At 36.8% G+C, this 22,838-nt stretch carries 19 protein-coding genes and 2 tRNA genes; 4 read left to right on the forward strand and 17 right to left on the reverse strand.

The genetic code is table 11. From position 1 onward, the window contains the following. Positions 1-4 precede the first annotated feature (4 nt). Entirely contained in the window at positions 5-481 is a 477-nt protein-coding gene (locus LUA86_RS02120; RefSeq protein ID WP_025145395.1) for an Lrp/AsnC ligand binding domain-containing protein, read from the reverse strand. Between the two features lie 156 nt (positions 482-637). On the opposite strand from LUA86_RS02120, the gene LUA86_RS02125 reads away from it, so the two are divergent. Together LUA86_RS02125 and LUA86_RS02130 are read left to right on the forward strand one after the other, a co-directional pair. After that, positions 638-747: transfer RNA gene (locus tag LUA86_RS02125), tRNA-Asp, on the forward strand. Between the two features lie 90 nt (positions 748-837). Then, a tRNA-Asp gene (locus LUA86_RS02130) sits at positions 838-981 on the forward strand. A gap of 145 nt (positions 982-1,126) precedes the next feature. Here the strand turns inward: LUA86_RS02130 and frr are convergent. The 8 genes from frr to LUA86_RS02170 all read right to left on the reverse strand — a co-directional run bounded on the left by frr (position 1,127) and on the right by LUA86_RS02170 (position 7,472). Beyond that, entirely contained in the window at positions 1,127-1,690 is a 564-nt protein-coding gene (gene frr / locus LUA86_RS02135; RefSeq protein ID WP_231458897.1) for a ribosome recycling factor, read from the reverse strand. A 40-nt stretch (positions 1,691-1,730) separates the two neighbouring features. Continuing rightward, positions 1,731-2,435 (reverse strand): UMP kinase, encoded by a 705-nt coding sequence (gene pyrH, locus LUA86_RS02140; protein ID WP_231458898.1) that lies wholly within the window; start codon positions 2,433-2,435, stop codon positions 1,731-1,733. 59 nt (positions 2,436-2,494) lie between these two features. After that, positions 2,495-3,580: an N-acetylglucosamine-6-phosphate deacetylase gene (gene nagA, locus LUA86_RS02145; RefSeq protein WP_231458899.1), complete on the reverse strand. Its 1,086-nt coding sequence runs from the start codon at positions 3,578-3,580 to the stop codon at positions 2,495-2,497. A 307-nt stretch (positions 3,581-3,887) separates the two neighbouring features. Then, positions 3,888-4,733: a translation elongation factor Ts gene (gene tsf / locus LUA86_RS02150; protein WP_231458900.1), complete on the reverse strand. Its 846-nt coding sequence runs from the start codon at positions 4,731-4,733 to the stop codon at positions 3,888-3,890. Positions 4,734-4,843: 110 nt separating this feature from the next. After that, positions 4,844-5,680: a 30S ribosomal protein S2 gene (gene rpsB, locus LUA86_RS02155; RefSeq protein ID WP_231458901.1), complete on the reverse strand. Its 837-nt coding sequence runs from the start codon at positions 5,678-5,680 to the stop codon at positions 4,844-4,846. An 18-nt stretch (positions 5,681-5,698) separates the two neighbouring features. Continuing rightward, positions 5,699-6,085: a 30S ribosomal protein S9 gene (rpsI, locus tag LUA86_RS02160; RefSeq protein ID WP_055913282.1), complete on the reverse strand. Its 387-nt coding sequence runs from the start codon at positions 6,083-6,085 to the stop codon at positions 5,699-5,701. A 3-nt stretch (positions 6,086-6,088) separates the two neighbouring features. Continuing rightward, on the reverse strand, positions 6,089-6,532 hold the full coding sequence (gene rplM / locus LUA86_RS02165; RefSeq protein ID WP_231458902.1) for a 50S ribosomal protein L13: 444 nt from the start codon (positions 6,530-6,532) through the stop codon (positions 6,089-6,091). Between the two features lie 400 nt (positions 6,533-6,932). Further along, complete coding sequence (locus LUA86_RS02170) at positions 6,933-7,472, reverse strand: ORF6N domain-containing protein (RefSeq protein WP_255713356.1); 540 nt, start codon at positions 7,470-7,472, stop codon at positions 6,933-6,935. A gap of 361 nt (positions 7,473-7,833) precedes the next feature. Here LUA86_RS02170 and LUA86_RS02175 point away from each other — a divergent pair, with 361 nt between their 5' ends. Continuing rightward, entirely contained in the window at positions 7,834-8,673 is an 840-nt protein-coding gene (locus tag LUA86_RS02175) for a mechanosensitive ion channel family protein (protein ID WP_231458903.1), read from the forward strand. Positions 8,674-8,803: 130 nt separating this feature from the next. On the opposite strand, the gene LUA86_RS02180 is transcribed toward LUA86_RS02175, so the two are convergent. After that, on the reverse strand, positions 8,804-10,003 hold the full coding sequence (locus LUA86_RS02180; protein ID WP_231458904.1) for a DUF1501 domain-containing protein: 1,200 nt from the start codon (positions 10,001-10,003) through the stop codon (positions 8,804-8,806). Positions 10,004-10,013: 10 nt separating this feature from the next. Beyond that, positions 10,014-11,456, reverse strand: coding sequence for a DUF1800 family protein (locus LUA86_RS02185; protein ID WP_231458905.1), 1,443 nt, complete (start codon positions 11,454-11,456; stop codon positions 10,014-10,016). A 73-nt stretch (positions 11,457-11,529) separates the two neighbouring features. Between LUA86_RS02185 and aat the strand changes: the two genes are divergently transcribed. Further along, positions 11,530-12,162: a leucyl/phenylalanyl-tRNA--protein transferase gene (aat, locus tag LUA86_RS02190; RefSeq protein WP_231458906.1), complete on the forward strand. Its 633-nt coding sequence runs from the start codon at positions 11,530-11,532 to the stop codon at positions 12,160-12,162. Positions 12,163-12,212: 50 nt separating this feature from the next. Here the strand turns inward: aat and LUA86_RS02195 are convergent, their stop codons facing one another. From LUA86_RS02195 to LUA86_RS02220, 6 genes are all read right to left on the reverse strand, one after another. Beyond that, the gene (locus tag LUA86_RS02195; RefSeq protein ID WP_231458907.1) at positions 12,213-12,995 is read right to left on the reverse strand and encodes a DUF1080 domain-containing protein; all 783 of its coding nucleotides are present in this window, start codon (positions 12,993-12,995) and stop codon (positions 12,213-12,215) included. 64 nt (positions 12,996-13,059) lie between these two features. Further along, complete coding sequence (locus LUA86_RS02200) at positions 13,060-13,377, reverse strand: DUF2892 domain-containing protein (protein WP_231458908.1); 318 nt, start codon at positions 13,375-13,377, stop codon at positions 13,060-13,062. Positions 13,378-13,744: 367 nt separating this feature from the next. Beyond that, on the reverse strand, positions 13,745-16,636 hold the full coding sequence (locus LUA86_RS02205) for a DEAD/DEAH box helicase (protein ID WP_231458909.1): 2,892 nt from the start codon (positions 16,634-16,636) through the stop codon (positions 13,745-13,747). 337 nt (positions 16,637-16,973) lie between these two features. Next, on the reverse strand, positions 16,974-18,374 hold the full coding sequence (locus tag LUA86_RS02210) for an efflux transporter outer membrane subunit (RefSeq protein WP_231458910.1): 1,401 nt from the start codon (positions 18,372-18,374) through the stop codon (positions 16,974-16,976). 12 nt (positions 18,375-18,386) lie between these two features. Further along, a complete protein-coding gene (locus tag LUA86_RS02215) occupies positions 18,387-21,566 on the reverse strand; it encodes an efflux RND transporter permease subunit (RefSeq protein ID WP_231458911.1) in 3,180 nt (1,059 codons plus the stop codon). Positions 21,567-21,593: 27 nt separating this feature from the next. Continuing rightward, positions 21,594-22,763: an efflux RND transporter periplasmic adaptor subunit gene (locus LUA86_RS02220; protein ID WP_231458912.1), complete on the reverse strand. Its 1,170-nt coding sequence runs from the start codon at positions 22,761-22,763 to the stop codon at positions 21,594-21,596. Positions 22,764-22,838: the final 75 nt, after the last annotated feature.

Below are 22,838 nucleotides of genomic sequence, written 5' to 3' on the forward strand. Positions count from 1 at the left end.
ACCCTTACCCTAGCTCAATCTGTCTTTTAATACTTTCTTCTAATGATATTAGAGTTTCTGTACGCTGGATGCCATTTACTGCTTGTATTTCTTCGTTTAAAACGTGGCGTAAATGGTTGGTATCTCTGCAAATTATTTTCGCAAACATACTGTAAGCGCCGGTTGTGTAATGAAGCTCTACAACCTCCTTAATTTTGCTTAATTGGGCAACTGCATCTTTATATTGAATACCTTTTTCAAGGTAAATACCAAGAAAGGCACAAATATCGTAGCCGGCCTTTTGTGGGTCGATGATTAAGTGAGAGCCTTTAATGATGCCCATTTCCTGCAATTTCTTCATCCTAACGTGGATTGTACCGCCGGAAACGATTAAATCTTTTGCTATTTCTGTGTATGGTTTGGTGGCATCTTGCATTAATTGTTTTAAAATGTCGATGTCGAGGTTGTCAATTTCTAAATTGGAATTGTCTTTTTTGAGCATATTTTCTGATTTTGATAAGCAAATTTAAATAAAATTATCAATATTATAAAAATAAAATTAAATGATTAAAATATTTGCAAGGTATTAGATGTTCCTTTACATTTGTATTAAGCAAATAACAAAAAGGAACGTTCTTTAACAATTTGTTTAACATACTGTAGGGTGGTGAAACAGGCAGACACACCTCCTTGTCTCGGTGGCGGAGAATAATGGGAAAACCAGCAATGGCTAACCACTCCTTGAAGGTTCGATTCCTTCCCCTACAGCACTGAAGTTGTAAGTGATAAGTTTTTAGGTTATAAGTTTCTATACTAAACTTATTGCTTAAAACGTAAAACTTATAACTTAAGTAATAATGTTGGGTGGTGAAATTGGCAGACACGCCTCCTTGTCTCGGTGGTGGGGAATAATGGGACAAACGCAGTTTATTGGGTTGACCACAATTAATTTTTTGAACTGTAGCTAACTACCCCTTGAAGGTTCGACTCCTTCCCCAACAGCATTTTTTATGAATAATAAGTTAGTTAATCGAGCAATCCCGGATGGGTTGCTCTTTTTCTTTTTAGAGAGAATTTTTTATAAATTAAGCCAAACAAAAAAAGGAATAGATTGCTCCATTCCTTTTTAAATAATTTATCTTAACTATTAAACGGTCATTACATCTTTTTCTTTAGCCTCGGCATGCTTATCAACCTTGATAATATACGCATCGGTTAATTTTTGCACTTCGCCTTCGCCTGTTTTTATTTCATCATCAGAAACGCCTTCGCCTTTTAATTTCTGAATTTTAGTGTTCGCATCTTTACGAATATTACGTACCGTAATTCTTCCACGTTCGGCTTCTTCTTTAACTTTTCTAACTAAATCTTTTCTACGTTCTTCGGTTAATGGTGGTACAACTAAACGGATAACAATACCATCATTTTGTGGATTAATACCAATATTTGCAACCTGAATTGCTTTCTCAATTGGTACTAATAATGTTTTTTCCCAAGGTTGAATAACGATTGTTCTGGCATCGGGTGTATTGATACTCGCTACTTGAGATAATGCTGTTGCCGCACCATAATAATCAACAAAAATACCATCAAGCATTCCCGCAGAAGCTTTACCAGCTCTAATTTTAGTCAATTCAGATTCACAATGATCGATAGCTTTATCCATCGAAGATTGGGCATCCATTAATTGTAATTGTATGAGTTCGTTCATAATGTGTGTATTTCTACAAAAATAATAAAATTTTTAATGGTTATTTTACCAGTGTACCGATTGCTTCACCATTAGCAATTTTCATAAAATTGCCGTGTTTATTCATATCAAACACAATAATTGGAACTTGGTTTTCTTCACATAAAGTAAAGGCGGTCATATCCATTACGTTTAATCCTTTTGCATAAACTTCTTTGAAAGAAATTTCGTCATATTTAGTAGCAAGCGGATCTTTCTCAGGGTCTGCAGTGTAAATGCCATCAACACGGGTTCCCTTTAATACCGCATCTGCTTTAATTTCGATTGCCCTTAACGCTGCTGCAGAATCTGTTGTGAAGTATGGATTTCCTGTTCCTGCTCCAAAAATTACCACACGCCCTTTTTCTAAGTGACGAACAGCACGCCTGCGGATAAAAGGTTCGCAAATTTGTTCCATTTTAATTGCAGTTAGTAAACGGGTTTTTAAACCCACTTTTTCTAATGCATCTTGCAAGGCCATTGAGTTGATAACAGTGGCTAACATACCCATATAATCGGCCTGCGCTCTGTCCATGCCGCTTTTTTCGGCGCTCAAACCTCTAAAAATATTTCCGCCACCTATTACGATTGCTATTTCTAATCCTTTATCGTGTACTGCTTTAATGTCTTCAGCGTATTGTTTAACACGCTCATTATCAATACCGTATTGTTTATCGCCCATTAGCGATTCGCCGCTAAGCTTTAGTAGGATGCGTTTGTATTTCATGACCTCAAAAATAGGATAATTGTTTTAATGTTGGAAAGTTTTAATGCTAAAGGTTTTAATTAAAATAATTCGCCCTTAAACACAACTTGTTTTAGGTTTAATTCATTGTCAAGAATCAATAAATCTGCAGATTTATTAACTTCTATTTCGCCAATAAAATTATCAAGGCCAATTAGCTTGGCAGGATATTTTGTAGCCATATTTAAAGCTTCAGGCAAAGAAATATTACAATGCTCTACACAATTTTTAACCGCTTGTAACATGGTTAATGATGAGCCCGATAAGGTTCCATCTGGCATAACAAATTTATTTCCGCTTTTTACATGCTGATATGGCCCATTTGCACATTCTGTAACGGCATCGGTAATTAAAAATAATCGTTCCTTTAAAAGCTTTTTTGCAAATTTCACCACCTCAAAATCTACGTGTTGTCCATCTACAATAATACTAGCCACTGCTTTATCGTGATTAAATACCGCAGTTGGTATTCCAGGTTCGCGGTGGTGAATAGGGCTCATTGCATTAAAAAGATGCGTTGTGGTTTGGATACCTTTATTGTATGCCTTTGTAGCTTCATCAAAAGTAGCGTTGCTATGGCCAAGTGAAACCACAACACCGTTATCTAATAAATATTGTATAACCTCTTCATCCTGGCACTCGGGTGCAATGGTCATCATTTTGATTACGCCATCGCCAAAATCAAGTAATTCTTTAATTTCATCAAGCGTAGCCTTTCTAACAAACTCCGGAACGTGTGCACCTAAGCGCTTAGGATTTAAAAAGGGTCCTTCTAAATGCAAGCCTAAACAGTTTTTAGCTGTAGAACGATGTTCTTTAGCAACTTTAATGCATTCGTTAAAAACTTCTTTGGTGTTTGTTGCCATGCAAGCTAAAAAACCTGTTGTGCCGTTTTTTAACAATTCATTTTCCATAATGCTTAACGACTCTACATTGGGCGAAGCTGAGAATAATCTGCCCCCTGCACCATAAATCTGTAAATCGATAAAGCCTGGTACAATTAATGATTCGATTGAATTAGATGCTGATTTTTTTATTGACACGATTTTACCATCCTGAATATTTATACTTTTCCCTTCTTGTAAAGTATTGTTCTGGTAAAATTTTGTATTGGATAGGTTTAGCATATCTGCTAAGGTACAAAGTTGAGGGGGGATTTTTGGTGTTTAAGCAGAAACTGTAATTTTAAACCCGATAGCGTGGAAATACTTTTTGTTGATTTTTCATTGGAGATTGCTTCGTCGTTCTTCCTCGCCTGCCTGCGGTAGGCAGGCAATGACGGGATTTAAAGGCAGTAGCATTTTTCAAAAAGATTGGAACAATAGCGGGGCTGAATTTCCCTAAACGTTAAATACCGTTCATTTTCTAAAAGAAAAAAGCATAAAAAAACCGCCCGGATTTGCATCGGGCGGTTTCCTATAATTTTATAAATGCTTATGCACCTAATTGAACACGTTTGAAAGCTGTTACCGTTAATCCTTTAGCAGTATTGTCTAAGAATTTACGAACGTCCATAGAACCATCTTTAACAAACTCTTGGTTTAATAAAGTACTGTCTTTGTAGAATTTGTTTAATTTACCAGCAGCAATTTTTTCAACCATTTCTTCTGGTTTACCTTCCTGACGGATAACATCCTTAGCAATTTCAATTTCACGCTCGATAGTAGCCGGGTCAACACCGTCTTTATCAACAGCAACCGGATTCATTGCAGCAATTTGCATTGCAACATCTTTACCAGCATCAGTAATATCAGCACCGTTGGCACCTTCAAATACTACCAAAACGCCCATTTTACCGTTAGAGTGAACATAAGAAACAACTTGCTCGCCTGTTACGTTTGCATACTCCTGGATAACGATTTTCTCACCAATTTTACCGGTTAATTCAGTAATTGTTTCAGCAACTGTACGTCCATCTTCTAAAGCAATAGCCGATAATTCTTCAGCGTTAGCAGGGTTATTTGCAACTGCAGCAGCTAAAACAGCCTGAGCTAAATTACGGAAATCTTCAACTTTAGAAACTGGTTCAGTTTCGCAAGCTAAAGCAACTAATTTACCATTAGTACCATCAGCAGAAACTTGGATTGATACCAAACCCTCGGATGTAGCATTACCTGAACGAGCGGCAGATACTTTCTGACCTTTTTTGCGCAATAAATCAACAGCTGCTTCGAAATCGCCATTAGCTTCTACTAAAGCTTTTTTGCAATCCATCATACCAGCACCAGTTTGTTGGCGTAGTTTATTTACATCAGCGGCAGTAATTTGTACTGTAGACATTTTATTATAATTAGCCCCCCTCTTTCCCCCCTAATGGGGGGAGGAGCGAGAAGTTTATCATTATGAATTATTTGAGAGTCCTCCCTTCTGGGGAGGGTAAAGAGGGGCTATTATTCCCCTTCTGTTTTAGTTTCTTCTGATGAAGATGCTTCAACTTCTGCTTCAGCTGTTTTTTTGCGTCTTGGTTCTTTAACCTCTGGCGCATCAGCTGCAGCTTTAGCCGCTACTGCTTCTTTTTCAGCCTCATCATCTTTTTCGCGTTTACGTTCATCTAAACCTTCTTCAATCGCTTTGATAATTACATCTGTAATTAAAGAGATAGATTTTGTAGCATCATCATTCGCCGGAATTGGGAAATCAATGTTAGAAGGGTCAGAGTTTGTATCAACCATCGCAAAAGTTGGGATGTTTAATTTTAACGCTTCAGTTACAGCAATGTGTTCTTTCTTAACATCAATTAAGAATAAAGCTGCAGGTAAACGGTTTAAATCAGCAATACCACCTAAAAGTGATTCTAATTTAATACGCTCACGCTGAATCATTAAACGCTCTTTTTTAGATAAGATAGCATAAGTACCGTCTTTAGTCATTTTATCGATGTTAGACATCTTTTTGATTGACTTACGAACTGTAGCAAAGTTAGTTAACATACCACCTAACCAACGTTCGGTTACGAAAGGCATATTTACTTTTTTAGCTTGCTCAGCTACGATTCCTTTTGCTTGTTTTTTTGTTGAAACAAATAATACTTTACGTCCTGATTTTACGATTTGCTTAATCGCAGCCGCAGCTTCTTCAGTTTTAGTTAAAGTTTTATTTAAATCTATAATGTGAATTCCATTACGCTCCATGAAAATGTAAGGAGCCATTTTTGGATTCCATTTACGGGTAAGGTGACCAAAGTGTACACCTGCATCCAATAAGTCTTGATAAGTTGTTCTTGCCATTGTCTTTGCCTCCTGTGATTAACGTTTACTGAATTGGAATTTCTTACGAGCTTTAGCACGTCCTGGTTTCTTACGCTCAACCATACGCATATCACGCGTCATTAGGCCTTTAGCACGTAATGCAGGTTTTTTCTCCGCATCTAGTTCAACAATCGCTTTAGCAATAGCTAAACGAACAGCTTCTGCTTGTCCTTTTACTCCACCACCTTGAACGTTTACAGTAATATCATAACGACCAGTAAGCTCAGAAACTTCTAAACTTTGGTTTACGATATATTGCAAAGGTAAAGTTGGGAAATAAACTTTGTGATCTTTACCGTTAACGGTAATTGCACCAGCACCATCTTTTAAATAGATACGTGCTACTGCTGTTTTTCTTCTACCTGAAGTGTTAGTAACTGACATTTCTTAAAGTTTAATGGTTTTTGGAGATTGAGCTGCATGAGGGTGAGATTCACCAGCATACACAAAAAGATTGGTGTAAAGTTTTTTACCCAATTTAGTTTTCGGTAACATACCACGTACCGCTTTCTCGATTACACGTTGAGGGTGTTTCGCCATTAACTCTTTTGGAGAGATAAAACGTTGACCACCTGGATAACCAGTATAAGAAACATATTGCTTTTCGCTGAATTTGTTTCCTGTCAATTTAACCTTGTCTGCATTGATAACAATAACGTTATCTCCGCAATCTACGTGTGGGGTGTATTCTGGCTTGTTTTTACCACGGATGATCATTGCGATCTTCGATGACAAGCGCCCCAAAATCTCGCCTTGTGCATCAACAACAATCCACTGTTTGTTAACAGTTTTCGCATTGGCAGAGACAGTTTTGTAACTTAACGTATTCACTTGCTTGTATTTAATTTATTAAACAATTATTTATTCCCATTAAAATTGGGACTGCAAAGATAGGTAGAAAACTTTTATTATCAAATAGTTGATTAGAAAAAAGTTAAAGGTTTTAAGTAATAAGTTTTAAGTTTTAGTGCGGTGGGCGTGAAGGATATGTTATTCTTCGAGCCGAAGTTATTTAAACATCATATTTCGAGAATTTTTTGTAAAGCAATTACAGTAATTCTTTGGTTGGTTCCGGCCGGGCTTTACGCTAAATCTTTTAAATCACTTATGTCATGCTGAGGCACGAAGCATGACAATGTAAATGAAGTTGGTGCAAATTTAAAAGGATATCGCTGCAATCCCGTTTATATGGCTTGGGTTGTTATGCTATTGATGGCGTCAAACAGAATGGCTACAAATCATCGGGTTTAAAACCAATCCGTTTTCTTGGCTGGTTTTCTTTATCAATCAGCTTATCTAAATAACTAAAAACCAATTCTATATTTTTATCATGATTTTGGAGTTGCGTTTTAATGTCCGCAATTTCAAGTTTTAATTCTGTATGCTCACTCAGTAAATTTCTCAATCTTGTAAAAATTCTTACAATTTGAATGTTTACCTGAATAGCCTGTTGGCTATTTAAAACACTGGAAAGCATCAAAACTCCATGTTCTGTGAAAACATTGGGTAAATATGTTCTACCACCTCTTCCAATCTTTGAGGTCGCAATTTGCGACCTCAAAAACTCCCACTCACTATCATTCAGTTGAAACATAAAGTCTTCGGGGAATCTATCGGTATTTCTGCGGATTTGTTCATTTAGTCTTTTCGTTTCAACACCATAAAGTTCTGCTAAATCGCTATCAAGCATCACCTTGTGCCGGCGAATCTCATAAATCTTATTAAGTAAAATATTTTCAGGGATGATAGAAAGCGTTTGTTTAGCCATCATATCATTATTGGATTTAAATTGGATACAAAAACAGAAGTGATTTTTGAGGTCACAAATTGCAACTTCAAACAATAAACTTTGCTTGTTGTTAAACAAGTGTTCTCTTAACCAACAGATTTTTATGCATTACTTTGATGATATTTTCGGATATCCAATTCCCTTATTTTTTAAAAATTTAATAATTGCTATCATAGCCATTCTTCTTGGCATTTTTGTTAGGTTCATCATTCATAAAATCTTTCTGTTATTATCTCGTTGGTGGGATTTCATCGTCATAAAATCTACCATTAAGCATTTGCATAGGCCAATAGCCATATTTATACCCCTGTTATTTCTAAATTTCTCTTTAGATGTAATGGTAATGCCAGCAGCAATTCGAATACCTTTAGATAAATCTTTAGAAATTGCATTAACTGCAACATTTGCATTAATCTTAGTAAGAATAATTAACGTACTAGAAGATTTTTTTTACCTCAAATACGACCTCAACAAAGAAAATAATTTAAAGGAGCGTAAAATCAGAACGCAACTTCAATTTGTAAGAAAGTTCATAGTATCCTTAATCATCTTAATCACAGCTGCAATTATACTGCTGAGTTTTGAAAGCATGCGTAAAATAGGCGCCGGCTTACTTACCGGTGTTGGTATTGGTGGGATTATTATTGGTTTTGCGGCGCAGAAATCGCTCGGTAATTTATTGGCTGGTTTTCAAATTGCTTTTACACAACCAATACGGATTGATGATGTACTAATTGTTGAAGGCGAATGGGGGAAGGTGGAAGAAATTACTTTAACCTATGTTGTTGTAAATATTTGGGACCAGAGGCGTTTGATTTTACCGATTACTTATTTTATCGAAAAGCCATTTCAAAACTGGACACGGGTTTCGGCTGATTTATTAGGAACGGTTTTTTTATACCTTGATTACACGATTCCGATTGAACCTTTAAGGCAAGAGATGACGAGGCTTTTAAGCGCAAATCCCCTTTGGGATAAACGCGTAAATGTTGTGCAGGTTACAGATAGTACAAAAGATGGTTCGATAGAGGTTCGTTTTTTAATGAGTGCTTCAAACTCATCTCGTGCTTTCGATTTGCGCTGTAACATCCGCGAAGCGATGATTGCATTTATTCAAACCAATTACCCTGAAAGTTTACCGAAAAGAAGGCTGGAGTTTAAGGATAAATTTGAAGGGATTTAATGCTAAAAGTCGTTATTGGGAGGCACGAAGCAATCTCACTTACAAGAGATTGCTTCGTGCCTCGCAATGACGATAGCCTTATTAAGTAGCTTAAAGATCAATTTCATTATGTATTTTTCTATCCCAAAACTTATATAAAATCCAGCGTATTAAACTTTTTATTCAATATATCGCCGTTGTTTACATCAAGCCATTTGTCTAGAATTGTTCCATAAACCTGACGGAAATCTAACTGATATTTTAAATCGCCCGTATCTAAATCACTCAAATTTGGTGGGCTGTTAAAAATTCCCTGTTTCTTTAAACGTCCTCCGAAGATGAACATGTTATTTGCAGTTCCATGGTCTGTTCCGTTACTTGCATTTTGCTCAACTCTACGTCCAAACTCCGAAAAAGTTACCACCAAAGTATCTTCTAACTTATTATTGCTTTTTAAATCTTTTAAAAATGCAGCCATACCTTCGCTGTACTGCTTCAGTAAATTACCTTGTTGGTTAATTTGATTTACATGTGTATCAAATCCACTTAAAGAAACATAATACACACGGGTTTTTAAGCCCGATGAAATAAATTTAGAAACCGTTTTTAACTGATTTGCGAAACCAGATTGAGGATAAGTTGCTTTGCTTTGATAAACTTTTGAGGTATTTTGAATGTAACTGGCCGATGAAGAAGTCTCAATCATGGTTTTATACAGATAGCCTAAATTATCTTCATCCAAATGCTCTTTATCGCCATTAATGATATTTTTAAAAAACGGATTGTTTGTATTGCGGAATAATGCCGCCGGGTCTTTTAGTGCGATACCTTTTTTAGTTTCGCCTTTTAAGGCCAGTGATAAGGAATCATCTACCTCAATGGCAGTGTAAGGAAATTTGCAAGTTTGGCAATTACTGTCTAAATATCTTCCAATCCACCCGGTTGATAGAAACTGATTACTATCGCTCCCGGTTTGCCAAATATCCATAGATCTAAAATGAGAACGATCTGGATTTGGATAGCCAACATCATTAATAATCGTCATCCAACCCTGGTCGTGAATTTCCTGTAAAGCAGCCATATTAGGATTTAAGCCTTGCATGTCGTTCAGTTTAATAACATCTTGGGGCTTAATGGCGATACTTTTTCGCTTTTGGTAATAAATATCATTTCCAAATGGAACTACAGTATTCAATCCATCATTTCCGCCAGAAAGCTGCACCACAACAAGGTTTTTGTACAAACTTAATTCATCCAGCGCCATCGCCTCAAGCGGTTTCATAAAGGCCGGTACAAATAGCGAACCCGCCGCTACAAAACCAGAACTCCTTAAAAAATTTCTTCTGTTCATAACCTTAAATTTAACAAAGTTGATATTCTGGCATGCTTGTTAATTCTACCGAAGTACTGCGCAAACCTTTATTATCACTTATCATTGTGGTAATTTTATTATTTAGCTTTGGCTGAAGTAAAAATTCTGCCAGTTCTATTGGTGTAATTCCTTTCGGAAGCGTATCTAAAAATTTTGGCCAATCTGCTTTTGAATCTACATAAGATTTAGGCTTAACATTTGCATTTACAGCTGCAGTTGCCGCTTTGCTTTGTGCAATTATGGCCTCATCTTCGGGGTCGGCTTTGCCGCTGAAATCAATTTCTCCATCATTCAAAACTAAAGATGGTATTCTCATCCTCAGCATTAATGAAGAACTATCAATCCAGCTTTGTCCGCCAGGCCAGCCTGCAACATTTGGTGGGTTAAATAAGTACTGACCTAAACTACTTTGAAGCTGAATTAAAACCTGCGGTTTATTATAGGTAACGTAAAACTCGCGACTCAAGCCAACCAAAAACTCTGCAGGTGATTTTATTTTGGTGCCAACATTTTCAGGACTGTAAAACCAATCGGCCATAAACATCTTTTTCATCATTGCCGAAATATCATATCCGGATTTGAAAAACGTATCCGCTAAATCTTTAACGTGTGCTTCATTGGGTGTATCATTTACAAAAAACTTATAAATTTTCTGAGCAATAAACTGAGCCGTTTGTGGCTTTTCGAGAATGATATCTATAATATTTTCACCATCAAAGTTTCCGGTTTTACCAAAGAATGTTTTAGGTTGTTCATCATGTAAATTAGGTCTGAAAACGAACGAACCATCTTTATCATACATCCAGCCGGTAAAAGAACGGGCAGATTCTTTAATGTCTTGCTCCGTATAATTGCCTCTGCCTAAAGTAAAAAGCTCCATCAACTCACGGGCAAAATTTTCGTTTGGTTTGCCTTTTCTATTTTGCTGGTTGTTTAAGTATTGCAACATAGCCGGCGATTTTGAAACCTCAACCAAAAGCGTTTTAAAACTACCTAAACCATTTTCTCTCTGAATGTTGTTAAGCTGTTGGGCAAACATGGGGTTATTACTTCTGCAGGCAAAATGCCCATGCCAAAAAAGCGTCATTTTCTCTCGCAAAGGTGTAGCCGTATTTATCATTTTCTCTACCCATGCAATGTTTAAATCACGGCTTCGCTCATTTTGCATTTTCACAATTTCCTGTCGCTGCTTTTTCTCTTCGTCTGTTAAATCTTTTTTAGAGTATAATCCGGCCTGCATCAGCATCTGTTGTTTAGATAATGCTGAATCAATCAGTAGAATATTATCTTGCGCTTTGGGCGGTTTTATCAGATTATTAACTACTTTTTCGTAATTTTTTTTGCTGAGTTTTTGCAAATCATTATAAGAAATACCAAAGCCAGCTCGGCTGTAAAGATGCTTTACTCTGTAAAAATTATCTTTCGGGCTCATGATTATATTTTAGTTATATGACTAATTTTAAACGCAGTGGTTTAATCATTGTTTTGTTTGTTACTTTAGCGCTATGTTTTTTCAATTGCTTGAAGATGATTGCAATTTCCCTAATCCGGCGCTTGCAGAAGAAGATGGATTGCTTGCAATTGGGGGCGATTTAAGTTTAGAGAGATTACTTATTGCCTACTCAAATGGAATATTTCCCTGGTTTAGCGAAGGCGATCCAATTCTTTGGTATTCGCCGCACCAACGGTGCGTAATATTTCCCGAAAGGATTAAAGTGAGCAAAAGTATGCGCAAAGTTATATCCGCCAATAGCTTTAACATCACCATCGATAAAGCATTTGAAAAAGTGGTGAAAAATTGTGCATCAACGCCTAGAATTGGGCAGGACGGAACCTGGATTACCGACGAAATGCAACAAGCTTACCTAAATTTACACCATAAAGGATTTGCGCATAGCATAGAAGTTTGGCAAAATAACAATCTTGTTGGCGGTTTATATGGTGTTAAAATTAACCGGGTTTTTTGTGGCGAAAGTATGTTCAGCCATGTGAGCAATGCATCAAAAGCGGCCTTAATTTTTTTGGCTAAAACTGATATAGATTTAATAGATTGCCAAATGCCAACTGACCATTTATTAAGTCTGGGTGCAGAAATGATTGAAAGAGATTTGTATATGAACATCCTTCACAAAGCATAAAAAAACCTGCAATTTTAAAATTGCAGGTTCTGTATTTTTGGTTTAAAATGTTATAATTCTCTAACCCAAATATTTCTAAAGCTTATCGCCGGACTAGGGTCTCCGTGGTCTTGTAGTTTAATAGAAGACGGCCCATGTTTTTTGTATTGTGGTGCGCCAATGTATCTGGTTTCACCTTTTAAAACGAAGCCATTTTGTAATAAAACACCATTTAAAAATAAGGTAACACTTGCAGGTTTTAGTAAACTGCCATCCTCATTAAAACGCGGTGCATTCCAGATAATATCGTAATACTGCCATTCGCCTGGTTTTTTATTGGCATTTGCCAATGGAACACCTTGCTTATAAACACTTCCGGTTTGGCCGTTTACGTAGGTTTTGTTGTTGTATGCATCCATAATCTGAATTTCATAACCATCATCGCCACCGCCGGTTGAAGCTAAGAATACGCCGCTATTTCCTCTTGCCTGTCCTTCACCAGAAATATTTGCCGGAATTTTCCATTCCATGTGTAATTGGTAATCAGTAAATTTTTTATTGGTTTCTATATTTCCGGTACCTTTTTTTACCGTAAAAAAGCCATCGTCAATTGTCCAGGCTGCAGGTTTAGATGGGTCTTTAACCGAATGCCAGGCATCTAAATTCCTTCCATTAAATAGAACAAGTGCATCACTTGGCGCATCTTGTGGTAATTTACCTGGAACAACCATTTTTGGAACCGGCTCCCAAACTTCAGTGGTTTTTGGATCTTTCGCTGGATCAATTTTTTTATCCTGAGCCATAGCATTAACTGCAACAAATGCAGGAATAAATAACAGTGCGTACTTTTTCATATATGTGGTTTAACTCTTAAAGTTAACCAGTTTATTAAGAAATAGAAATTTAGTATTCAATTTATTACTTCAAATCGTCAGTAATAAATGTTTCGGTTACAATTACTTCGTCTGGTATTAGTTGTTCTTCCTTTTGTTGAGCTAAGTCTCGCATTGGGCAATAACCCGTTACACCTCTGTAAAGCAATGATGCGCCAATTGCAACACCTGTTAAGCCAATAATTGGGTGAGAAAATAATCCACTTAGGCCTTTGTATAGAAAATAAGTTCCGGCGGCGCCAGATAACCAACGTTCAGATTTTGAAACGTTTTCATAAAGCTCAGGATATTTCCAGGCTTCGGTTATATTGTTTAAGGTTTTGTTTAAATCGTCGTTTGTCATAGCTGTATATTTTATGCTATGTAATAACAAGTTAAAAGCCTTTGGGTTTTAAATGAAATAATTTAATCGCTATTTGTTTAATTTGAAAGTGAAAGTTATTGCCAATAGCATCTTTCGCCCTGCTTTCCGTTACAATCTTTTGGCTATTCTTAACCAAGTTTCTGCCTAATGTACTGCAGAAACTGCAATTTTGGTAGCCAAAAGGATTTTCACTACAATCAGGCTTATAAACTAGGGCTTGAAGCTTTTAGCCACGGAAACACATAGAACACAGAATGTAATTAAAATTACCTAGTACATTAAAGCTGATGAGATTTATTAATTCAATAAATACTTTTCCGTGCCTTCTGTGTTTCCGTGGCAAATACTATTTTAAAATATCCCTGATGTCTTCTTTGCTTAAAGATTTAAAGAAACTTTCTTCAGTAGTAATTAAAGAATTGGCAAGCGATTTCTTACGGTTTTGCAAGGCTAAAATCTTCTCTTCAACAGTATCTTTTGCAATAAATTTATAGATGAAAACCTTTTTGTCTTGCCCAATTCGATGGGTACGGTCAATTGCCTGCTGCTCTACTGCCGGGTTCCACCATGGGTCGAGGATAAATACATAATCGGCCTGCGTAAGGTTTAAACCAACACCACCGGCTTTTATCGAAATTAAAAATACCTTTAAATCGGTATTTTGCTGAAATTCGGCAACAATTTCTCCACGGTTTCTTGTTGCGCCATCCAGGTAGGCGAAAGGAATATTTTCAGCTTCGAAATGTTTCTTGAAAATATCGAGGTGTTTAACAAATTGCGAAAACACTAAAACCTTATGGCCGCCTTTTAAAACATTATCAAGCGTGTGAATTACGTTTTTAAATTTGCCCGAATCTGATGCATATTCGTTATCAATCATTACCGGATGATTCGCCAATTGACGCAAAGCGGTTAAACCTTGCAAAAGCTGAACTTGTTTCTGAGCAAATGTACCATCATCCATGCTTTGCAACAAATCGTTACGGTAAGCAGATTTTGTTTTTTCATAATAAGCGGCCTGGTCTTCGCTCATATCACAATAAATAATCTGCTCCGTTTTAGGCGGCAATTCTGCTGCTACCTGTTCTTTTGTTCTACGCAGTACAAATGGTTTTATAATAGATTGCAGCTTTCTGGCTTTTTCTTCGTCTTTTCGCTTCTCTATAGCCAGAACATATTCTTCGTAGAAAAATGCTTGTGTGCCCAATAAACCGGGGTTTAAAAAGGTCAATTGCGACCATAAATCGCCAACAGAATTTTCTACCGGCGTACCACTCAATATTAGTTTATGCCTCGATTTTAAACTTCTAACCGCTTTAAAAGATTTTGAAGATGGGTTTTTTATGTTCTGACTTTCATCCAGAATAATGTAGTTGAAATAAAAGTTTTTCAAATCATCTACATCAACCCGGGTTATGCCATAGGTTGTAATAATGATATCGTAATTGGCAAAATTGGCAACATCTTTATTCCTGTTTGTACCTGTATGCGCCAGAATTTTCAATTTTGGTGTAAACTTCTTAGCCTCTGTTAACCAGTTATAAATTAAAGAAGTAGGCATAATAATTAAGGAAGTGGTTTGTGTTAATGCTAAAGCATCATCTTCTTTAACTTTTTGCAACATCGCCAGGGTTTGGATGGTTTTACCTAAACCCATATCATCGGCAAGGCAGCCACCAAAATTATATTCGCGAAGAAAACTAAACCAATTGTAGCCTGCTTTTTGGTAATCGCGTAAGCTGCCTTTAAAGTTTACCGGCATTTGCGTATCGGCAATATCTTCAAAATCAGATAGTCGTTGTAATTTGCGCTCCAAAGTTACATTGGCCAAGCTATCTTCTGCCAAATCGTTAATTAAGCCGATGTGGTGTTTCTTTAATTTTAAATTTTTTCCGGCTTCGGCCAAACTAAATAAACTACCGTATTGCGTAAACCACTTATCAGGAATAATGGCTACTTCGCCATCAGGCAAAATAAATTCTCGGCGCTTATGTAGAATATGTTGTTTTAAAGAAAGAAATGGAATTTGATATTTCCCAAACCAAACCACAGCGTTAATGTCGAACCAGTCATTACCTTCTTTAATTTCTAAGTCTATTTTACTGGCTCCAATAACAAAACGTTTTTGTCCGGTGGCCTGCTCAATCTCAAAACCTGCATCGCTTAGCATTTCTATATGCTCATTTACCCAATTTATGGCTGCGTAGCTCGGGTTATCAATTTCGGCGGCAACTTCTAAATTGCTAAATAAAGCACTGGTTTTTTTTAAACCAAGAGATAGCAATAAATTAAGCTGTTTTTTCTCCCATTCGGCAGAGCGTTTAATGCGGTGAAAAATGTAGTTATCGTCTATTTTTTCTAACCTTACCGTAACCTTGTGTGCGTTTTCTAAAGGAAAAATATATTCGCCATACTTAAAATAAAGCTGAATTTGAGAAATTCCACCATCAACATATAAAACTTTAATAACTGGGATAGCCTCAAATTGTTCAGTTCTGATTTCAAAACCTTCGGCATAAACATGGTGCTTTTCAATTAGCGGTGCAACAAATTTTTCAAAGTAAGTGGCTTCAGTCGCTTTGGGTATCGCAATGAAACGCTTATTTAAAAAAGGTTGAAGTTTTTTGCCTTCTATATCCTGGTCAAAAAAGTATAAAACATCATTTAACAATAGCCATGCTGGTTTATTGCTGATGATTTGCGCTTCTTTGAACATAAATTCTATACGCAAATTTTGATATTTTATCGTTGGAAAATATCGTGTTTCAGTTTCATTTCTACGGAAGTGAAATAGGATGGAAGCAGGTTCTGTAGCAAGTTCGATTTTACGCTCAACCGGCCAACCATCTTTATCCATAATATAAAGAGCATCTTTAACCTTTAGCAGCTCTAAAGCCTCAGCAAGTTTTTTCTCAATTTTTGGGCGAACACTTTCGTAAAATTTGCTGTCGAAAATTTTTGTAAAAAACTCTGTAGGCCTTATTAATTTTTTGTAGTGCTTTTTGATGAGGGAATCCTGCTCAATATCATCCAAAATTTTGATGAGTTTGTAGTCGATTTCGCTTAAGCAAGCCTTAAATTCATCAGCCGTATGCGTAAAAATTCTTTGATAAGTAAAAGAGAAATCGCCTTGTGGATTAAGCTGAACAACATGAGGTTCAATTAAAAAGCCCAAATACTCATGTTTGCACAAGGAGTACACAATTTTGCAGGATTTTGAGCTATCTACGCGTAACATTGATGGATGTGAAAATTTTTTAAAGTTATCCCCTTTAAAAAACTTTAAACTTACACTATTTTGAGTTTACATCAAAAGAAGCGAACATTTTTACAAAAAATATATTTTGTTAGATTTTGGACTATTTTGAAAAGAAGGAAGGATAGATTGAAATTCAGTTTATTTTTCAATCTGAGAGCGATTACAAGTTACCTTTTAGGATAACTGTTATTTAAGAATAGGCGTCATTGCGAAGCGAGACTTGGTGAGCTGAAGCAATCTATCAATCCAAATTAGTTGCTTCCCCGATTTGTCGGGGAAGGCTTTGCCTCGCAATGACGTACAAATTGTTAATTTACTATTTCCAGCCACCGCCCAAAGCACGGTATAAATTTACTACAGATTGTAGTTTCTGTAATTTATCGTTAATGCCGTTAAGCTGGGCAGTTAATAGACTTTGCTCTGACGTTAAAACATCGGTGTAGTTAGTTGCAGAACTATAGCGTAATAATTCTTTGGTAAAATCTACAGCCTTAGTTAATGATGCAATTTGCTTTGCCCTGGTTTCTTCTTTTTCTGCAGCCGTTTGATAAGCATATAATGCATTCGAAACTTCTTGTCCGCCGGTTAAAAGTGTTTGCTGAAAAGTATAAAAAGCCTGTTGTTGAGTGGCTTGTGCTGTTCTTAAACGTGCTTTGTTTTGTCCGCGGGCAAAAATTGGTTGCGTTAAACCACCAACAATATTGTAGAATATCGAATTATCGAAGAAATTCTTTAATTGTAAAGTAGATAAACCGCCCGAAGCGGTTAGTGTTAATGATGGGTAAAAGTAAGTTTTAGCCAGGTTTGTGTTTTCAAATGCGGCTCTAAAACCAAATTCTGCCGCAATTACATCCGGACGGTTTTTTAAAAGCTGTGCTGATACACCGGTTTGTAAATTTGCGTAAGGAACTTGTTGCTCCAGAGTAGTACGGCCGATTGTTGCCGGCGCCTGTGCAATTAAAACACTCAGCGCATTTTCAGCTTCTTTTATGCTTCTTTTTAAATCTGGTAAGGTAACCTGTGCGGCATACAAATTAGCTTCACTTTGAACTACTGCGGCACCATTTACTATTGCACCTTCTTTAAGGCTTTTCATGGTTTCAACATCTTTCATTCTGATGTCGATGGTTTGCTGTGTGATTTGCAGTTGCTTATCTAAAGCCAACAAAGTGTAATAATTATTGGCGATGGTTGCAATTAACTGCGTTTGTACCGCTCTTTTTGCGGCATCACTCTGCAAAAGTGTTGCATAGGCAGAACGTTTTGCACTGCTCAATTTCCCCCAAATATCAGCTTCCCAGGCGGTGCTTAACTGTGCACGATAGGTTTGGGTTTCCAGGTTAATGTTTATCCCGGGAGGAAAGTTTAAAGATGATAACGATTGCTTTGCATCGGTTACAGATGCATCTGCCTGTAAGCTTGGCAAAAATGCCGCTCTGCTTTGCTGCAAAGTTGCTTCCGAAATTTTTATACGCTCTATAGCTTGCTTTAAATCCAGGTTTTCGTTTATACCTCTTTGAATTAAGGATTGTAAGGTTGTATCTGAGAATAAGCTTTTCCATGGCAAATCGGCCATAGTTGTACTATCCGTCGTATTATTGTCGCGGTATAATCCTTCTTTCTTAACCAGGGGTGTTTCGTATTTTTTAGTTACGCAGGCACCCAGTGTAAGTATTACAAAACCGATTAAAACCGAATATTTATATTTTGAATTCATTATTTTTCTAAATTAATGTTTGCTGTTGCTGGTAGCTAACTCGTATTCTTCTTTAGTTTGCTCATGGTCAATGCCTTCATTAAAAGGCGATTTATTGCTTATTCTTTCTTGCAAACTTTGGAAAATAATAAACAAGGCCGGAATAACAAATACACCGAAAAGTGTACCGATTAACATACCACCAACTGCTCCTGTACCAATAGAAGTATTACCCGAAGCACCAACTCCAGATGAAAGCATTAGTGGCAATAAACCTAAAATAAATGCGAATGATGTCATCAAAATTGGACGTAAACGTGCTGTTGCACCATCAATTGCCGAGTTAACAATGCTCATGCCTTTTCGTCGTCTATCTACAGCGTACTCTACAATTAAAATCGCATTTTTTGCCAATAAACCAACGAGCATAATTAATGTAATTTGGGTGTAGATGTTATTATCAACTCCAAATATCTTATCAAAAACAAATACACCTGCCAAACCAATTGGTAATGAAATTAACACGGCCAACGGTAAAATATAACTTTCGTATTGTGCGGCCAACAAGAAATAAACGAAGATTACGCACAGTAAAAAGATAAAGATGGTTTGGCTACCGCTGTTCATTTCCTCACGGGATAATCCGGAGAATTCGTAACCGTAACCTGCAGGTAATTGCTCTGCAGCAACTTCTTGTACCGCTTTAAGGGCATCACCCGAACTGAAACCTGCATTTGGATTACCAGTAACAGATATTGAGGTAAATAAGTTAAAACGAGAAATGGCTTGCGGACCGTAAACTTTCTCTAAAGTTATAAATTCTGATATTGGCGCCATTGTACCTGCAGAATTTCGAACGTAAATGCTTGTTAAACTCTCCTGATTTGCTCTATATTTTGCATCAGCCTGAAACATTACCCTAAACTGCTTACCAAATTTATTAAAGTTTGATGCATAAACACCACCATAATAACCTTGCATTACGCCTAAAACATCACTAACCGTTAAGCCGGCTTGTTTTACTTTGGCTACATTTACCGAAATTTGATATTGAGGGAAATTTGGGTTAAATGAAGTTGATGCATACTGAATTTCTGGGCGTTTAGCTAATGCTGCTAAAAATGAATTTCCAATTTCATTAAATTTTTTGATGTCGCCACCGGTTTTATCCTGTAACTGAAACTCGAAACCACCACTTGTACCAAAACCCTGAATGGTTGGTGGCGCAAAGAAGATAATTTTAGCACCTTTAATTGATGCGGTTTTGGCAAAAAGGTCTCCTATAATTGCTTTAACGTCTCTTTTTCTTTCATCCCAAGGTGTTAATCTCGAAATAACCATACCATATGAACTACCAGAACCACTAATCATACTTCTACCAACAACTCTTAAGGAGCTTTTTACCTCTGGAATTTTATGTACAATACTATCAATTTGAGAAATGATAACATTTGTTTCTTCCTGAGATGTTCCGGCAGGTAATGAAATATCAGACATGATAGTACCTAAATCTTCATTTGGAACGAAACCTTTAGGTGTGGTGTTCATAGTCCAAACCAATACAATGGTAAAGAATGCAATACCAACACCAACTATCCACTTTTTCTTTGATAAGAAACTAACCGATTTTTTATATTTTCCGGTTACGGCATCGAAAGATGTATTGAAAGCTGCATAGAAACGTTTTAAAAAGTTCTTAGGCTTATCGTGGTCATCTTTATGTGGTTTTAGTAAAATAGCACACAAAGCCGGACTCAATGTTAAGGCGTTAATAGCCGATAATATAATTGAAATTGCTAAGGTTAAACCAAATTGTTTGTAAAATACACCCGATGAACCCTGAATAAAACTTACCGGGATAAACACGGCTGCCATTACCAATGTGATGGAGATAATCGCACCGCTGATTTCATCCATTGCATCAACTGTGGCTTTTTTCGCATCGGTATAACCTTCATCCAGTTTGGCGTGTACGGCCTCAACTACTACGATGGCATCATCCACAACAATACCAATTGCGAGAACCAGGGCAAATAAGGTTAATAAGTTAATGGTAAAACCGAACAAACTTAAAAAGAAGAATGTACCAATAATAGCCACTGGAACACTAATGGCAGGAATTAAGGTCGAACGGAAATCCTGAAGGAAGATAAACACGACCAAGAAAACCAGAATAAATGCTTCAATTAAAGTGTGGATTACTTTCTCAATCGATGCATCTAAGAAATCGTTAACGTTTACTAAAGTTGTATAATGAATGCCTTTTGGAAAAGATTTTTGAGCTTCGTTTAATGTATTAATTGAGTTTTCGATAACTTCTTTCGCATTTGAACCAGCAGTTTGGTTAATTGCAATACCTAAAGCAGGTTTACCATTAAACCTTACCGAACTTGCATAACTTAATGCACCAAGTTCAATACGTGCAACATCTTTTAAGCGAAGGATTTGTCCGTTTGGATTGCTTCTAATTATGATGTTGCTAAATTCAGCTTCATCTTTTAAACGGCCGGTATATTTTAAGGTATATTGAAAAGCCTGGTCGCCTTGTTCTCCAAATTGTCCGGGAGCGGCTTCAATGTTTTGTTCTGCTAAAGCAACGTTTACATCATTCGGAACCAAGCCGTATGTTGCCATTACATCGGGCTTAAGCCATATACGCATGGTATAATCCAATGTACCGAATGCACTTGCATCACCCACACCATTAATACGCTTAATTTGTGGAATAATGTTAATGTTGGCGTAATTCTGTAAAAACTTCTGATCGTAAGAATCACTTTCGCTGTAAACCGCGAAGATTAATACATTACTTGCTTGCCTTTTTGCGGTAATTACACCGGCACGTGTAACCTCTGCCGGCAATAAACTTGATGCTCTGGCAACCCTGTTTTGTACGTTTACGGCTGCTAAATCTGGGTTTGTACCCAATTTAAAGTTAATGGTAATGCTTGCAGTTCCATCATTACTAGCTGTAGATGTCATGTAGGTCATGTCTTCTACACCATTAATTTGTTCTTCCAGCGGAACAACTACACTATTCATTACCACATCGGCATTTGCACCTTGGTACGAGGTAGAAACCTGTACGGTAGGCGGGGCAATTTCGGGATATTGAGATACCGGAAGCGTTACCAAACCTAATATTCCCAAAATTACAATGATGATGGATATTACCGTTGATAAAACAGGTCTTTCTATAAATTTCTTAAACATAATTTTTTCTTAACGATTTACACTAGCTTACTTTTTTAGTTCAGCATAAACCGAATCTGAGCTTCTTTCTTCCGGTTTAATTTTGGTGCCATCTTTTAACGATTGAAAACCTTCTAAAACAACTTTATCGCCTGCTTTTAAGCCTTTGGTTACTACGTAGAATTTACCTTTAGTTAAATCCATAATCTCAATTTCAGTGCTGATGGTTTTAGCAGAATCGCCTAAAACATACACAAACTTTTTACCCTGCAAATCGATTGTAGACTTTTGAGGGATTAAAATTGCATTTTCTACCTTTTGTGGAATTCTAACCGTAGCGCTTGAACCATTTTTTAGCAACGATGTTGGGTTTGGAAAGGTTGCCCTTAAACTAGCAGAACCAGTTTGGGTATTAATCTGTCCATTGATGGATTCAATTCTTCCGTTTTGAGCATAAGTGCTTCCATCAGCAAGCACTAAACTAACAGGTGGAATGTTTTTCATTTGTTGTGCAAGCGTATTGCCTTTATATTTTGTCGAAAAATCTAATAGTTGTTTTTCGTTAAGTGCAAAATAGGCGTAAACTTTAGCAATATTCGAAACCGTTGTTAATGGCTCTGTGCTCGAGCTGCTTACCAAACTTCCATTTCTAAAAGGGATGCTGCCTACAACGCCATTAACAGGGCTTGTAATTGATGTATAACCTAAATTTACTCTAGCATTTGCTAATGCCGCTTTAGCTTGCGACAATGCAGCTTTTCTGCTTTGAAGGGTAAGTTCTGCAGATTGCAAATCGTATTTGCTAATGATATCTTTTTCTACCAAGGGTCTGGTTTTGTTAACCTGCAGTTGTGCGGCGTTAACATCAGCCTCAGCACTGCTAATTGCAGCTTTAGCCGTTCTAACTTCTTGCTCATATTGTGGAGCCATTATGGTAAACAGTAATTGACCCTTTTTAACAACAGCACCTTCATCAACCAATATTTTTTGTATAAAGCCATCAACTTTCGGACGAATATCTATATTCTGTATCCCTTCAATTGTTGCAGGATAATCTGAATTTAATTCTGTAGTTTGTGCATTAACAGTGAATACCGGGTATGGTTGTGGACCCGCAGCTGCTGCTGCGGCTGCTTTTTTTGCTTCGTCGTTATTTCCGCAAGATGCTATCAGCATAGCGATACTCATACTAAAAACGAGCGTTGTTACTTTTCTCATGGATGTTTTCTGTGTGTATTAAAATTTAAATTCCGGGACTAAAAGTGTTCTGAGCGCACTTCTATTTTTTACGTG

The sequence above is a fragment of the Pedobacter sp. Leaf132 genome (genome assembly GCF_920984695.1).
Lineage (GTDB): Bacteria > Bacteroidota > Bacteroidia > Sphingobacteriales > Sphingobacteriaceae > Pedobacter.